10 protein-coding genes are annotated in these 13,547 nt (G+C 54.2%); 6 read left to right on the plus strand and 4 right to left on the minus strand.

Going from position 1 to position 13,547, the window contains the following annotated elements; genetic code table 11:
- Nucleotides 1-153: 153 nt before the first annotated feature.
- Nucleotides 154-2,157: a transketolase gene (gene tkt, locus BR04_RS06215; protein ID WP_496355136.1), complete on the minus strand. Its 2,004-nt coding sequence runs from the start codon at nucleotides 2,155-2,157 to the stop codon at nucleotides 154-156.
- Between the two features lie 149 nt (nucleotides 2,158-2,306).
- Complete coding sequence (locus BR04_RS06220; RefSeq protein WP_496355137.1) at nucleotides 2,307-3,176, minus strand: radical SAM protein; 870 nt, start codon at nucleotides 3,174-3,176, stop codon at nucleotides 2,307-2,309.
- Between the two features lie 300 nt (nucleotides 3,177-3,476).
- On the opposite strand from BR04_RS06220, the gene htpG reads away from it, so the two are divergent.
- Nucleotides 3,477-5,393 carry a molecular chaperone HtpG gene (gene htpG / locus BR04_RS06225; protein WP_496355138.1) on the plus strand — a complete coding sequence of 639 codons (1,917 nt, stop codon included), beginning with the start codon at nucleotides 3,477-3,479 and terminating at the stop codon, nucleotides 5,391-5,393.
- A 156-nt stretch (nucleotides 5,394-5,549) separates the two neighbouring features.
- Nucleotides 5,550-7,118, plus strand: a complete 1,569-nt coding sequence (locus BR04_RS06230; protein ID WP_496355139.1) for a DNA cytosine methyltransferase — start codon at nucleotides 5,550-5,552, stop codon at nucleotides 7,116-7,118.
- A 167-nt stretch (nucleotides 7,119-7,285) separates the two neighbouring features.
- Here BR04_RS06230 and BR04_RS06235 read toward each other — a convergent pair whose 3' ends face one another.
- Together BR04_RS06235 and BR04_RS06240 are read right to left on the minus strand one after the other, a co-directional pair.
- Complete coding sequence (locus BR04_RS06235) at nucleotides 7,286-7,993, minus strand: SinI family restriction endonuclease (protein WP_496355140.1); 708 nt, start codon at nucleotides 7,991-7,993, stop codon at nucleotides 7,286-7,288.
- A 331-nt stretch (nucleotides 7,994-8,324) separates the two neighbouring features.
- Nucleotides 8,325-9,830, minus strand: a complete 1,506-nt coding sequence (locus BR04_RS06240) for a SpoIID/LytB domain-containing protein (RefSeq protein WP_496355141.1) — start codon at nucleotides 9,828-9,830, stop codon at nucleotides 8,325-8,327.
- A gap of 211 nt (nucleotides 9,831-10,041) precedes the next feature.
- On the opposite strand from BR04_RS06240, the gene BR04_RS06245 reads away from it, so the two are divergent.
- From BR04_RS06245 to BR04_RS06260, 4 genes are read left to right on the plus strand one after another with little or no spacing between them, the layout of a single operon-like run.
- Nucleotides 10,042-10,821 (plus strand): ABC transporter permease, encoded by a 780-nt coding sequence (locus BR04_RS06245; protein WP_496355142.1) that lies wholly within the window; start codon nucleotides 10,042-10,044, stop codon nucleotides 10,819-10,821.
- Nucleotides 10,814-11,512 (plus strand): P-loop NTPase family protein, encoded by a 699-nt coding sequence (locus BR04_RS06250; protein ID WP_496355143.1) that lies wholly within the window; start codon nucleotides 10,814-10,816, stop codon nucleotides 11,510-11,512. Before BR04_RS06245 ends, BR04_RS06250 begins: the two co-directional genes overlap by 8 nt.
- Before the next feature lie 6 nt (nucleotides 11,513-11,518).
- Nucleotides 11,519-12,529, plus strand: a complete 1,011-nt coding sequence (locus BR04_RS06255) for an MlaD family protein (protein ID WP_496355144.1) — start codon at nucleotides 11,519-11,521, stop codon at nucleotides 12,527-12,529.
- A gap of 55 nt (nucleotides 12,530-12,584) precedes the next feature.
- Nucleotides 12,585-13,235: a lysophospholipid acyltransferase family protein gene (locus tag BR04_RS06260; RefSeq protein ID WP_496355145.1), complete on the plus strand. Its 651-nt coding sequence runs from the start codon at nucleotides 12,585-12,587 to the stop codon at nucleotides 13,233-13,235.
- Nucleotides 13,236-13,547: the final 312 nt, after the last annotated feature.

Here is a 13,547-nt window from a genome sequence, read left to right on the forward strand (position 1 = left end):
TGGAAACATCAGGGATACCGTCTCCCGGATTTTGGGCCTGCCCTGTGTCCGGGGAAAGGGAAGCAGAGCGGCGCGTTTTCCGGCCTGTGAAAAAAAGAGGTGCGCTTCCCCGTATCGGGAAACGCACCTTTCCGTATCAGAAGCCAGATGCGTCTATTTTTTCCGGGCCAGAATCAGTGCCCGGTTCACCACATTCTCCACAATAAAGCCAAACTGGCGCAGCACTTCCTTATCCGGCCCCGAAGCTCCGAAGGTTTCGATGGAAATAATGTCGCCCTCATCGCCCGCATATTTCTGCCAGCCCATGGCGATCCCCGCCTCAATGACCAGGCGCTTTTTCAGGGCAGGGGGCAGGATGCGTTTTCTGTAATCTTCCGTGTCCTTTTCAAAAAGCTCCCAGGAGGGCATGCTCACCACGCGGGCCTGGATGCCCTTTTCCAGAAGGATTTTCCGGGCCTCCACCGCCAGATGCACCTCGGAACCTGAAGCAATGAGCACGATATCCGGTGTGCCTGCGGCGTCTTCCAGAATATAGGCTCCCCGCTCCGGCCTGCCCCTTTTCGCGTCCGTGTTGAAAACGGGAAGATTCTGGCGGCTCAGGATGAGGGCCGTGGGGCTGGAATTGCTTTTCATGGCCACCTTCCATCCCACAGCCGTTTCGTTGGCATCCGCAGGACGGAAGACCGTGAGGTTGGGAATGGCGCGCAAAGAGGCGAGATGCTCCACCGGCTGATGGGTGGGGCCGTCTTCGCCCACGGCAATGGAGTCGTGGGTGAACACATAGATGAGGGGCAGACGCATGAGGCTGGCCACACGGATGGCAGGCCGCATGTAATCGGCAAAGACGAGGAAGGTCGCCCCATAGGGCCGGATGCCGTTATGGAGGAACATGCCTGCCATAATGGCCCCCATGGCATGTTCCCGTACACCGAAGCGGATGTTGCGGCCTTCGGGGCTTGCGGCCTGGAATTCGCCTTCGCCATTCAAAAACGTCTTGTTGGAAGGAGCGAGATCGGCGGAACCGCCCATGAGGGTGGGCACCCTTTTGGCAATGGCGTTCAGCACCTTGCCGGAAGCCGCACGGGTGGCGATTTTCTCTCCGGGTGCAAACCAGGGGACATCCTTGTCCCAGCCCTCGGTGAGAAAGCCCGTCATGGCATCCAGCCAGAGGTTGGCCATATCCTTGTGTTCCGAGGCGTAACGCTGAAACATCTCCAGCCAGGCGTCTTCTTTTGCCTGCATCTTCGCCTGAACGTTTTTAAAGTGGTCATAGACCGCGTCGGGCACGAGAAAGTCTGCGTCTTCGGGCCAGCCATAGGCCTTTTTGGTGAGCCTCACCTCTTCGGCTCCCAGGGGCGCACCGTGGGCGTCCTCGGAGCCTTCCTTGTTGGGGCTGCCATAGGCGATGCGGGTTTTGAGTACAATGAGGGAGGGCTTGTCCGTCACGGTTCTGGCCGTTTCCAGGGCCGAGGTGATGGCGTCCAGGTCATTGCCGTCCGTCACGGTCTGGGTGTGCCAGCCGCAGGCTTCCATGCGGGCGGCCACGTTTTCCGTAAAGGCGATGGAGGTCGCCCCTTCAATGGAAATATCGTTTGCATCATAAAGGCAGATAAGGCGTCCCAGTCTGAGATGCCCCGCCAGGGACATGGCTTCCGCAGCCACCCCTTCCATGAGATCCCCGTCCCCGCACATCACATAGGTGAAGTGATCCACCAGATCAAAACCGGGTCTGTTGAAGCGGGCCGCCAGATGGCGCTCGGCCATGGCCATGCCCACCGCATTGGCGATGCCCTGACCCAAGGGGCCGGTGGTGGTCTCCACGCCGGGGGTATGGCCGAATTCCGGATGCCCCGGTGTTTTCGATCCCAGCTGCCGGAAGTTTTTCAGGTCTTCCAGGGAAACCCCGTATCCGGAAAGGTGGAGGAGGCCGTAGAGCAGCATGGAGCCATGACCGCCGGACAGCACAAAGCGATCCCGATCCAGCCATGCGGGGTTTTTGGGGTTGTGGTGCATCACCCGGGTCCAGAGCGCATACGCTGCGGGAGCAAGACCCATGGGAGCACCGGGATGCCCGGAATTGGCCTTTTCAATGGCATCCATGGCCAGGGTTCGGAGGGTGGTAACGCAGAGCGCGTCTGTGGACGGGGCGGAACACATGGGTCATCTCCTTGGAAAAAAAAGAAAAAGCATCCCTTTTTCAGGGGGAGTCCGGGCATTGGTTACACCGGATGTCCCAGGGATGCAAGAATTTTCCTAAAGCTTTTTCTGAACGGCTTTCTCATGGAAATCTTACAAGAGTCCCTGTTTTAAAGGGCTCTCAGATATTCGGGTTTCAGTTTGATCTTTCCTGCCAGGGCATCGTTGATCATCTTGAGGGTCTTGTCCCGATCCCTTGGCAGCTGGGCCCGGATGGGCAGATAGTTTGAAGCATGGTTGGCGTGGAAAAGACCGTTGGAAAGGTGGGTGGTGGCGATCATCATCCCCAGCTCCTGGAGCATTTCCTCCGCACCAATGAGGGGGAACCGCCCCTCCTGATGATCCTTGTTCAAAGGCGCTCCCGGCGTGAGCATGAGGCTTAAGGCTCCCACAAATTCCGGATCTATGGCCGAAAGTACACGCCCCGTCTCCTGGGCATGGATCATGGAGCGCTCCCTTCCTGCCACCCCGTTCAGCACGGTGACGGAAAGTTTGATGCCCGCAGAGCGGATCTTGCGGCCCATTTCGATCATGCGGGCGCTGTCCGCTCCCTTGCAGATGGCCTCAAGGGTCACGTCATCCCCGCTTTCCAGGCCCAAATAGGCGATGGTCAAGCCCAGATCCTTGAGCTGTTTCAGCTCCTCCACACTTTTGGAGGCAATGCTCTTGGTGTTGGCATAGGTGCCCACCCGTTCCAGCCAGGGCAGCTTTTCTTTGATTCTTTCCATGATGGGCACAAGGCGCTTCATGGGCAGGATCAGGGCATCGCCGTCGCAGAGGAAGAGGCGCTTGATGAAACGGTAATGCCTTGCCGCATGGTCGATGTCTTTAAAGATCTGTTCATCACTTTTGATGGAAAAGCGTTTGGCCTTGTACATCTCACAGAAACGGCATTTGTTGTGGGAACAGCCCACGGTTACCTGGAGAAGAATGGAATCCGCCTCGCTGGGCGGCCTGAAGATCATGCCCTGATAATCCATAGAAATTTACCTTCCGGGTATTTAAAGATAGGGGGTAAGGGTGCAAAAATATCACAGGCTCCCGGGAAAAGGCAGAACCTTAAAGAGCCTTGTATTTTTTTACGAACCGCGTCTCCAGAGCTCCTGAGAGGCTTTGGAATTTTCAAAACATACAACAGTAAAGCCGTCTTGCAAGTCCTTCCCTTGACAAGGACATTTTTCATCCCATTTTTTGACGGAATTGTTCGATCCTCGATCCTTATTTTTTGTTCCGTGTTCTTTGTTTTGATTCAAGATTTCATATGAAGGAGAAAACTGGTCATGAAGCAGGAAACCCGCGCCTTTCAAACGGAAGTGAAGCAGATGCTTCACCTCATCATCCATTCCCTCTACTCCAATCAGGAGATTTTTTTAAGAGAGCTGATCTCCAACGCCTCGGATGCCATTGACAAGCTCAGGTTCAAAGCCCAGACCGATCCCGAACTGCTTGGAAAAGATGCGGATTTTTATATCCGCATCACGCCGGACAAGGAAGCCGGTACCCTGGTTATCGAAGATAACGGCATTGGCATGAGCTATGACGAGGCTCTGGAAAACCTCGGCACCATCGCAAGGAGCGGTACTGCAGGCTTTGTGGCGGCCCTGGAAGCCTCCCGCAGGGAAGGGCTTCTCACACCGGAGCTGATCGGTCAGTTCGGTGTGGGTTTTTATTCTTCTTTTATAGTCGCGAAAAAGGTGGTGGTGGAAAGCCGTTCCGCAGCCTCGGACAAAGGGGTTCGCTGGGAATCCGAAGGCAGCGGGGAATTTTCCGTGGAGGAAATGGAAAAACCCCAGCGCGGTACCCGCATCACCCTCTTTCTGAAGGAAGGCGAGGAAGGGGATCTCAACTTCACGGAAGAATGGACTTTGAAGGATATCGTCAAGCGCCACTCAGACTTCATCGCCTATCCCATTCTCATGGAAGTGGACAAGTATGATCCCATTCCCGAAAACGAGCAGGAAAAGGATGCGGAGGGAAAACCCAGGGAAACCATGCGCAAGGTGCGCAAGGATGAAACCTTAAACTCCATGAAAGCCATCTGGACCCGGAAGAAGGAGGAGGTCACGGAGGAGGAATACACGGAGTTCTACCGCCACATCTCCAAAAACTGGGATGAACCTGCGGATAAACTGCATCTGCATCTGGAAGGGGCCGTGGAGTACGATGTGCTGCTCTTCATCCCTTCCAAAGCCCCCTTTGATCTCTTCCAGCGGGATCGCAAGCACGGCCTGCATCTCTACTGCAAGCGGGTCTTTGTCATGGATGACTGCAAGGAGCTTCTGCCCGAATACCTAGGCTTCATCCACGGTTTGGTGGATGCGCCGGACCTCGACCTCAACGTGAGCCGGGAAATTCTCCAGCAGAACAGCCTTGTGCGCAATATCCGGAAAAATATCGTTAAACGGGTCTTTGAGCTTCTTTCCAAGATGGATGAGGAAAAATACCTCGACTTCTGGAAGGAATTCGGCCCCATGCTGAAGGCCGGTATTCCCACGGACTATGAGAACAAAACCAGAATTGCAGAGCTTCTGCGCTATCCCACCACAAAATCCGAGGGCAAGCTTAAAAGCCTGAAGGCCTATGTGGAGGGGATGCCCGAAGGTCAGGAATCCATCTACTACCTTTCCGGAGAAAATCTTACGGCCCTCATGAACAGCCCCCATCTGGAAGCCCTGAAGGCCAAGGACTATGAGGTGCTGCTCATGACCGATCCTGTGGATGAGTGGGTGGTGGACAGCCTGAGGGATTTTGAGGGAAAAACTCTCAAAAGTGCGGAAAAGGGGGATCTGGAGCTGGAAAAACCCTCGGAAGAGGTGGCGGAAAGCTTCAAGGGTCTCTTCACCTTCATTCAGAAGGAACTGGATGCGGAAGTGAAGGAAGTGAAGGCTTCGGCCCGGCTCAAGGACTCCGTGGCCTGCCTTTCCGCAGATGCCTTTGCCATGAGTGCTTTCATGGAAAAGGTGATGCAGGCTTCGGGAAAAGACATGCCCAGGCAGAAGCGGGTGCTGGAACTGAACACCGGGCATCCGGTCATGGCAGGACTGAAAGAGCGCTTTGCCAAAGACCCGGCAGACCCTGCCATGAAGGACTGGGCCGCCATGCTCCATGATCTGGCCGTGGTCAGCGAAGGGGGCAGGATCGAAAATCCCTCCCGTTTTGCAAAGATGGTGGGGGAGCTTATGGCAAAAACCCTGTAGGCTTTTAAGGGGTAAGTGAAAAGTGAGGCGGGTCAGGGATGTTCATCTCCCTGGCCCGTTTTATATTCTGGCCTTTTCCTTCTATCCTGACCCTGCCCTGCTTAAAACGGATCGATAGAAAAATGCCAACATGAACGTTGATTTAAAAGTATTACTGTGCCAGAATTGCGCGGGTATAAAACAGGTTTCGAGGGTGATATGGCGATAATACCAGATGCGATTTCAACGAAGGATGCGGGAGTTCTCTTGGGAATTTCCGAGCAGCGTGTACGCACATTATTGCGATGTGGTGCTATTGAAGGCCGTCAGATTGGGAAGCAATGGATTACGAGTGATGCTGCTGTGAATGCGTATCTGTCCGATGGGGCTGCAAAGCCTCCCGAGGATCGATCAAGAAAACCAGGCCCACTTCCAGAGATTAAGGCACTTTCCTTTTTTTCCGGTGCGATGGGGCTGGATCTCGGGCTTGAAAAAGCGGGGATTCATCTCCTCCTTGCTTGTGAACTCGACAAAACATGCCGTCGCACGATAACGGCTAATAGACCCGATATCGCCCTGCTAGGCGATGTCTGGAAGTATGATGCAGGGCAAATCCGTGCAGCAGCGGGGTTGAATCCAAATGACGAGATCGACGTCATGGTAGGTGGCCCTCCCTGCCAGCCCTTTTCAACCGCTGGAGCAAGACGCGGGTTTAAGGATGATCGTGGAAATGCTTTGATTCGGTATCTGGATCTGATTCTTGCATTGCGCCCGAGGTTCGCTGTCATCGAGAATGTTCGAGGTTTCTTATCCGCCCCAATGACCCACACGCCACACGCTGAACGGGGTGAGAACTGGAAGCCTCTGCCCGAAGAATTGCCCGGAGGTGCTTTACTGCACATTCTTGGAGTGCTCCGGGGGGCAGGGTATGGGGTATCCTTTAATCTCTACAATGCCGCCAACTTCGGTGTGCCACAGTCTCGTGAGCGTGTTATCCTTCTGTGTTCAAGGGATGGGGAAAAACTGTCACACCTCATGCCGACACATTCACAGGACGGATCTTTCGGGCTTCCAAAATGGCGAACACTGCGAGAGGCTCTTGAAGGTATTGATCCCAATACCGGCGACCATGAGGAGTTTCCGGAAGACAGGCTGCGGTTTTACCGCATGCTCGGCCCTGGGCAGTACTGGAAACATCTTCCTAAAGATCTTCAACGTGAGGCTCTTGGCGGGTCTTACAGTTCTGGAGGGGGGAAAACCGGATTTCTGCGCAGACTGGATTGGGATAAGCCTTCCTGTACTCTTGTCACATCCCCGACCATGCCAGCCACGGATATTTGTCATCCTGTTGCGCATCGTCCGCTTTCTGTGCAGGAATATGCAAGGATACAGCAGTTTCCTGACGACTGGATTTTCTGTGGGAATCTTGGTGATCGGTACAAGCAGATTGGCAATGCCGTTCCCGTTGGCCTTGGCGAGGCTGTTGGCCGGGCCATTCTCTCGCATATCGAAGGTAAAGTTGTGCATCCACCCGCTGGTTTCCCTTTCAGCCGGTATAAGAACACGGATGAGGTCTCATGGGAGAAACGCACAAAAGCCATCATGGGGCTTGAGGATGAGTGTAAAGCGGAGTCCCGAAAGAAGTCCCCCCTCGTCAAGAGACCTCAAAAAGTGGATCAGACGTTGAAAAAGGCTCAAAACACGCCAATGCAGCAGATGGCTCTTTTTGAAACGGAAACTGTTTGAAGATTGGGAACGGCCTTCTTCGTCTAAAAAGTCGGTGTTTTGAATTTTCTGATGTTTTGCAGGAACGATGTTTTATCGTTGCTGTCCTCCGTTTTGTTCCGCAAGATTTTATTCGAAGGTTTTTTATTTCGGTTTTGCATTGGGACTTCAGATTGACTAAAGCCCGCTTAATTACCAGATTTAGAACGTTTTTTGTCTTCACGTAGTGCGTGCAGGTATTGTGCTACATAGGTTCGGAAATCTTCCTCGGAAAGGTGCTGTTTCAGAGTTATGTCTGGAAAAGCTGCCCAGTTCGAACCCGGTTTGCGGCTAAATGTCCTGAACCACTTCTCTATCTTTGTCCCGGCGCGGATTGCACTTGATGATGAGTTTTCAGAATTATTCCTGTTCTTAACTTGTAGCAAGCGCCACCCGACATTTCCAGAAGGCGGTTTGATGAAATCCACAGCTTTAACCATGGAGCCGCTGCACCAGATCCAGCCCATGGGTTCCAGGACGCTGGCAAGGTAGCGTTCAAGAAGATCTCCAACCATATTCTCTGCTCCCATGGCGAGACGGTGCTGGTGTTCCGCACGCGTCAGATGGTCTTCAGGAATGTCAAAATAATGGAAAAGTATGAAAGACACCATCTCGTCTGGAACCGTCGAAGGGGGTTCTGGTGCTTTTGGAACACGGCCAGCAGCGAAATTTTGTGCCTGCTTTAGAATATATTCTTTGCTGCCAATTTCTGGAGCTGAAGAGCCACGCATGGCCGAAGCCGTTTCGGGCTCTGCGGAAAGAAACTCTATAACCCCAGCATACTTATCGGCTAAGGCAGGATTGATAAGTGTCATCGCTTGTCGAGCGATAACAGCCGCATTTTCAACAAATGCCATTTTGTTATTCTCCTTAAGAGGTTTACCGTCGGTGGCAGTTGTCAAGAGATCCTTGACAACTGCCACCATGAGTTTGTTCTCTTTGAGTCTATTTTCCGGATATGCAGGCTGACATTCTGCTTGGTAGTGGCAAAAAGCGTGGCTATTTGCTGCCGGGTGAGCCAGGCTCTGTTCCAGCGCCGGAAGACAGATTTTACCTATGCCATCTTCGCTGCGGTAGAGAATCCTCTTTCCCTTTGAAAACGGAACTTTGCTTCTGTCATTTCCCGAAAGAAATCCAGTACCTCCGTTAGAACGGGTCAGGGAGGTTCATCTTCCTGGCCCGTTTTATTCACATGCGCTGCCTGTGCAGGAGGGGATAGTAAAAGCTCAGAATATCCGGATAGTTCTTCCCCTCTTCCGCCATTTTTCTGGCTCCCCACTGGCTCATGCCCACACCATGACCAAAGCCCCTGCCCTGAAAATGAAATCCTTCCCTTGCAGGTCGCAGGGAAAAATCCGTGCTTTTCATTACCATGGGGCCCACAAGGCTTCGGAAACGGGGGGCGGGTATCCGAACCTCTCCCTTTCGGGTTTTCGCTACCAGAACCTCCACCCTGCCTGATGAGGTCCGGCCTTCGGCCCGCAGATCCAGAATCCGGCCTTTCCCCTTCAGCTCCGGCAAGGCCTGCTGTAAGTCCCTTTCCGTCAGCAGGCACTCCCAGAAGGCGTTGGGCGTATTGCGTGTCCAGGGATCGGAAAAAGCCGTAAGATAGGGAAATTCTCCTCCCCAGACCGTTTCCGCAGCCTCCGTGGCTCCGCCGCTGTCCGCATGAAAGGCCGTAAAAGCCGCCTGTCCCGCCCAGGTGAGCACCTCGCCCCGGGTGGCGGCCACAGCGGCATTGGTTGCGGGATTTTCCCTCTCCGGTGTGTACATCTGGGAGCGGGTATCGGCCTTGACATCATAGACGGCATAGCTTCGGTTCTGCATATGATGCAGGGCATAGGTCCGGGCGGCCACGGCCTGGGCCTTGAGGGCTTCCAGGGGCCAGGAGGAAGGCATTTCCGCAGGAACCACGCCCCGCAGGTAGGTTTCCAGATCCAGGACATTGACCAGCAGGAGGCGGCCCCCCGTCCCATGTACCTGAAGGCTGCCCCGATGCTGTATGCCGTTGATGAGCAGGTCGGCTTCTCCGTTTTCCACCATCAGGGGCTGGCCGACGACCTCGCCGTTGAGCCGCATCCGGTTTTCTTCATCAAGAAACAGTTCCAGCGAAGCTCCTGAAAAAAGCTGCCCGCCCGTTGCCATATCCTTCACCCGCAGCTTTTCTGAAGAAAGACGGATACGCTTTTCCGACAGGGAAAGGGCCACCCGGATCCGGTCGGCGGTCTTCAGAAAGACAGGTGTTGATTCTCCCCGTATATGGCGCAGCATATCCCCCGCACTCTGGCGGCGGTCATGATCGGGAAAGGCGGTCACAAAGGCGGCAAATTCCCGGGATGCCCGTTCTTTTTCCCCTTTCTGAAAAGCCAGCAGCCCCTTTTCAAAGCGGGCGTCTCCCTGGATACGGCTCCCCGGATAGACCCGCAGCAGGGTATCCAGAGCGGTTTCCGCACCCTGAAGATCTCCCATGTGCAGGGCCAGAATCCGGGCTTCCATCCAGAGGGCCATGGCCCGGTCTTCCGTATTGGGCGTGAGCTGACTCCAGGATTTCAGAATATGAAGAGCCAGTGCCGGACGGTCTTCGTCCAGAGCCCAGGAAACCTCTCCCGGCCAGGACCGGGCCATGGAAGGTGGTAGGCAGAAACAGCAAACAGAGAAAAGAAGACAGAGGTAACGCAGCTTGAGACACAGCATGAACCGTATTGTCCTTCCGGCCAGGCAGATGAAAAGAGCGGGTGTGCAGCATTGCCTAGTCCTTGTGTTTCATGTAGGAAATGGGTACGGAGTTCGGTCATTGTCTGTGCAGAATCTGCCGGATGCCTATGCAGGCAGGCCTGTACAGAGCGTCAGGGATAATGGTTTTTCACGCCTTTGACAAGCAAGGCACCGAAAAAAGGAAGATGTGATGCCCGTATCCATAATGGGCCGTACAGGACGGCAGACCCTTGCCTTTCTTGACTACAATACCCGGATCTTCGCCCTGACCTGGCGGCTTTTCCTTCTGGTGTTTTCCATGCAGAGGGAAGGGCGGATCATGGTGCGGCGAGGTGTCGTGGAGCAGGTGTATTTTACGGCGGTGCAGGCCCTTCCCGTCATCATCCCCATCGCACTCATCATCGGTATTCCCCTGATACTGCAACTGTCTCTCCTGGCAGGCCAGCACGATACGGGTCAGATTGCCGTCATCCTTGTGGTGCGGGAGATGGGGCCCATTCTCACCGCCCTCATTGTGACCCTGCGCTCGGCAACGGCGGTGACCATTGAACTCGGTTACATGAGTGTGCTCCGTGAAATTGAGGCCCTGGAAATGGCGGGGATTGATCCCCTGCGGCTCATCTGTCTGCCCCGGCTTGTGGGGATCACCATGGCCATTGTCTGCCTTTTTGTGGTCTTCAATCTTGTGGCCATCCTGGGCAGTTCCGCACTGATTCTGAGCTTCAGCGACGTTCAGGTCTCTGCTTTCCTTTTCAGCTTCACCCAGGCCATCACAGGGCTTGATATTGTCGTCAGTTTCATCAAGGCCTTTAGTTTTGGTATCATTATTTCCGTTATCTGCATGTTCCGGGGACTTTCCTGCCACGGCAACTTCACCTGGATTGCCATCAATACCTCCAAGGCCTGCATGGAAAGCTTCTTTTTCTGTCTGCTCACCAACATTTTCATCACGGTGGTTTTTTATGTCTGAGGTCAGAAAGCAGGGCTTTTCCCTCCGTCTTGAAAATATTGTGCTGCCTGTGGACAGGGGGCGTATGGGGCCTCTGACCTTTTCTCTGGCGTCTGGAGACGTTTGCGAAATTCAGTCTGCCGCTTCGGACAGGGTGCGGTTTTTTCTGCGTTTTCTGGCCACCCTCCTGAAACCCCTGAGCGGTCAGTTTATATGGAATGAGCAGCTCCTGGATTTTTCCGCCTACCAGTCCCTTTTGCCCGTTAAACGCCGCATTGCCTATATTACGACAGAAGCGGCCCTTATCACCAACCGAAGTCTTCAGGAAAATATCCTCATCGGTGATGCCTGGTACAACAACACCATGCATCCAGAAATGGATGCCCGCTGTACCGAGCTCTGCCGTCTTTTCTGTCTGGAGGACAAGCTTCACCTGCGTCCGGCAGCCATCGGCCCCATGGGACGGCGGGCTGTGGTGGTGGTTCGGGGCCTTGCCAAGCATCCGGATCTCATTCTTGTGGAAAGGCCCGAGGATTTTGTGGGGAAAAACCGCAGAGACGTCTTTCTGCGAACCCTGAAAGAATGCAGCAGAGAAGGGGCGACCATTGTTTTCTGGACCGATGATCCGGAAATCGGAAGAGGATGGTGTACCCGGAAATGGCTGCTGGAAGAAGACCGTTTCCAGGAATTTCCCCCGGACGGAAAGGAGTAAGCCCCCATGGATCTGGAATTCAGCCGCAGAGAGCGTATTGTGGGAACCTTCATGGTGGTGATCATCGCCCTGCTGCTCTCCACCCTTTTTATTCTTGGTAAAGGTAAGGGCTGGTTTGAGCGTTATATCCCCTACTACACCGTATTTGAGGAAAGCTACAATCTCCAGCGGGGGGCGGCGGTCAAGCTGTACAATACGGATGTGGGCAAGGTCAGGCGGGTCACCGTAACGGGGAACCATGTACGGGTGGATCTGGATATTCTGGAAACCTACAGCTCCCGTATCCGGGAAGATACCATTGCCACCGTGGAAAGCCCCACCCTCATCGGGTCGGAATTTGTGGCCATCCGCACAGGCGGTCGCAGCGATGCGGAACTGATTCCACCAGAGGGGGAAATTTTCTCCCAGGAAAAAAAATCCATTGCGGATATTCTGGCGGAATTTCAGGTGGAAAAAACGGCTAAAATGGTGATCGGTGCGGTGCAGGATCTTGCGGAAATGACCGAGACCTTAAAAGACCCCAAAGGCCCTGTTTTTACGGCCATGGATACGGTGAACCAGATTCTTCTGGATCTTCAGGAAGGCAAGGGTACCCTGGGATCCCTTCTTAAATCCCGGGAACTCATGGAAGAGATCCATATCCGGATGACGGAAGTGAGCCGTATTCTTGCCCATGTGGAAGAGGCCGCTGCCAAAACCCCGAAAACCGTGGATCTGGTCAATCAGAACCTGGAACAGGTGACGGTTGTGGGCGAAAACGTCAGCGGTGCGGTGGAGGAGGTGCTGGCAAGCCTGCGTCAGGAACTGGCGAAAATCTCCCGTATGGTGGATGACATCGAAGCCGCAGGCAAGGATGTCCCTGCCATTACCCGCAGTACCCGATCCGGTATTCAGGAAATCCGGGAAGGCATTCGGGAAATTGATAAGGTCGTCACCTCCGTACAGAAAAACATTCTCATCCGGGGCAATCTTCCCGAAGAGGCTCCCGCCGAGGCCCTGGATGCGGATGGAAGATAGTGGATGGACGATAAGGGATAAGAAGCGTTAAACCACTCTTAATGAGGAAGACACCATGAAAGCCTTGAGAAAACAGATGGGAAATCCCGCCGTGGCCATTGTGCTGCTTTTGATAATCCGCCTGATCAGCGCCACCTACCGGTACCGGGTAAGGGGGCTGGATGGGGTGCTGGCAAGGCTGGAATCCGGAGAAAAAATCCTTCTCTGTCACTGGCACCAGCAGTTTTTTCCGGCCATCGCCCGCTATGGCCGGTGGTTTGGCCGTTTTCGTCCCGGCCTTATGATCAGCCGCAGTGAGGACGGTCAGATTATCGCCAATGTGGCCAACCGTGTGGGCTGGCATACGGCCCGGGGATCCTCCACCCGGGGAGGCAGAGAAGCCATGACGGAAATGATTGATCATGTCCGGGAAAAGGGGCTGGGTGCCCATATTCTCGATGGCCCCACAGGCCCCATTGGTGTGGTGAAACCCGGTGGCATCCGTATCGCTCAGCAGAGCGGCGCTCTCCTGGTTCCCATGATCCTCACGGCGGAAAAACGCTGGCAGGCCCGGAGCTGGGATCGTTTTGTGATTCCCAAACCTTTTTCTACGGTCATTCTTTCCTTTGAATCTCCCCTTCTGCCTCCGGCCATGGATGCGGATGAAAATGCTTTTGAGGAAGTGCGCAGCACCCTGGAAAAGCGGATGCAGCCGGATCTGTATTGAACACGGGGCACAACATGGATCAGACCGGCGCTTTGAAGTTACCCCTTTCCCAGAGAATGGATTCCCAAGGATACTGGCTCTGGGCGCAGGCGTGCCCGGTATTGCCTTCCCACGCTGGAGCATGGGAACGATAGCTGAAACAAGATGGTAGTCCGTATGCGATTTTCGGGGTGTGGTAACAAGAGCAAAGCCTTTTTTGGTCGTATTATGATGGTGTGTATGCATAAAATGCACATGGAAAAACAGGGATAATCTTTAGGTTCCGGGAGATCCGGAAGACTCTTTTTATCTGTAAAGCCTTTCATTTTAAAT

This window comes from Desulfobotulus sapovorans DSM 2055, from assembly GCF_059569355.1.